Source organism: Corallococcus sp. AB049A (genome assembly GCF_003668885.1).
Taxonomy (GTDB): Bacteria; Myxococcota; Myxococcia; order Myxococcales; family Myxococcaceae; genus Corallococcus; species Corallococcus interemptor.
Genome location: NZ_RAWL01000823.1, coordinates 1 through 1,037, shown reverse-complemented (window position 1 = coordinate 1,037; position 1,037 = coordinate 1). Strand labels below are relative to the sequence as shown.

Here is a 1,037-nt window from a genome sequence, read left to right as displayed (position 1 = left end):
TCGGAGGAGAGGTCCACGGCCTGGAGGCGTCGCTGCCGGCGCCGCTCCGCGCGCGCGAGCTCCAGGGTCGTGATGACGCCGGAGACCTGCCCGTCCTCGCCCACCACCACGGCGCGCCGGACGCCGGCGCGAGCCATGCGCGGAGCAAGCCGCGCGAGGGGCTCGTCCTCGCGTGAGAGGATGAAGTGGCTGCTGGCCAGGTCCCCGATGCCATGGAGAGGGTATCCCTGGGCCGCGAGCTCGGCGCCCAGGATGAGCCGGCGCAGCGTCACCAGTCCGCGGATCCGCTTCGCGTCCGCGATGACGATGAAGCCGTGGCCCGAGCGGGCCATGCGTGCCGCCGCCTCGCGCAGCGGCGTCCAGGGGTCGAGCACGGCGATGCCGCCGAGCATGAACTCGCGAACGAACGTAGGCATGGAAGACTCCCGTGGAGAGAGGGTGAAGACGTGACGCGGGCAGGCCCGGGCCTGTGCGGCGGACCGTGCACGCGGGAGGATGGGCTGTCAGGCGGGTCTGGCCGTCAGCGGCGCTCGGCTAGCGCGACGCGACGGCCAGCGTCCCAAGCCAGGCGGCGGCCCTGTGCGACAGGGAGCGAGGCACACGCGGCCCCTGCCCGTTCAATCGGATGCTGAACGAAGCGAGGGTTGGGCACGTGCGCACGTCAAAGCTCCCGTGGGGTGGTGAGGCCGTCAGCAGCGCCCGGAAGCGTGCGGACCTGCCGATCCTCGGTGACAACCCATGAGGGCGACAGCATGTTCCCGGTTGGAGCCTTAGAGGGAGAACCTCACGCCCACCCGTTCATGCAGCAGGTGAACGTTCGTGCCGAGGATCCGCACGTAGGTGTAGGCCACTCCCAGGTTGAGCGAGAACAAGCGATTGGGATGCCACTCCACGCCGGCCCAGACCTCCGGGAAGGCGCCCAGACGCGACTCGAGGTTGGGATCCGACTCGCCGTCGTCGTCATCGAAGTCGTCGAAGTCGAGGTCGAGCGATTGCACGCTGGTGATGAGCGGGAGCCCCAGAAACCTGTCTCTTAT

2 protein-coding genes are annotated in these 1,037 nt (G+C 69.5%); both read right to left on the bottom strand.

What is annotated here, in order from left to right; genetic code table 11:
* The coding region (locus tag D7X55_RS39665; protein ID WP_147470433.1) for a CBS domain-containing protein at nucleotides 1–416 on the bottom strand (416 nt) is incomplete at its 3' end.
* A gap of 354 nt (nucleotides 417–770) precedes the next feature.
* The coding region (locus tag D7X55_RS39660) for a hypothetical protein (RefSeq protein WP_158626496.1) at nucleotides 771–1,037 on the bottom strand (267 nt) is incomplete at its 5' end.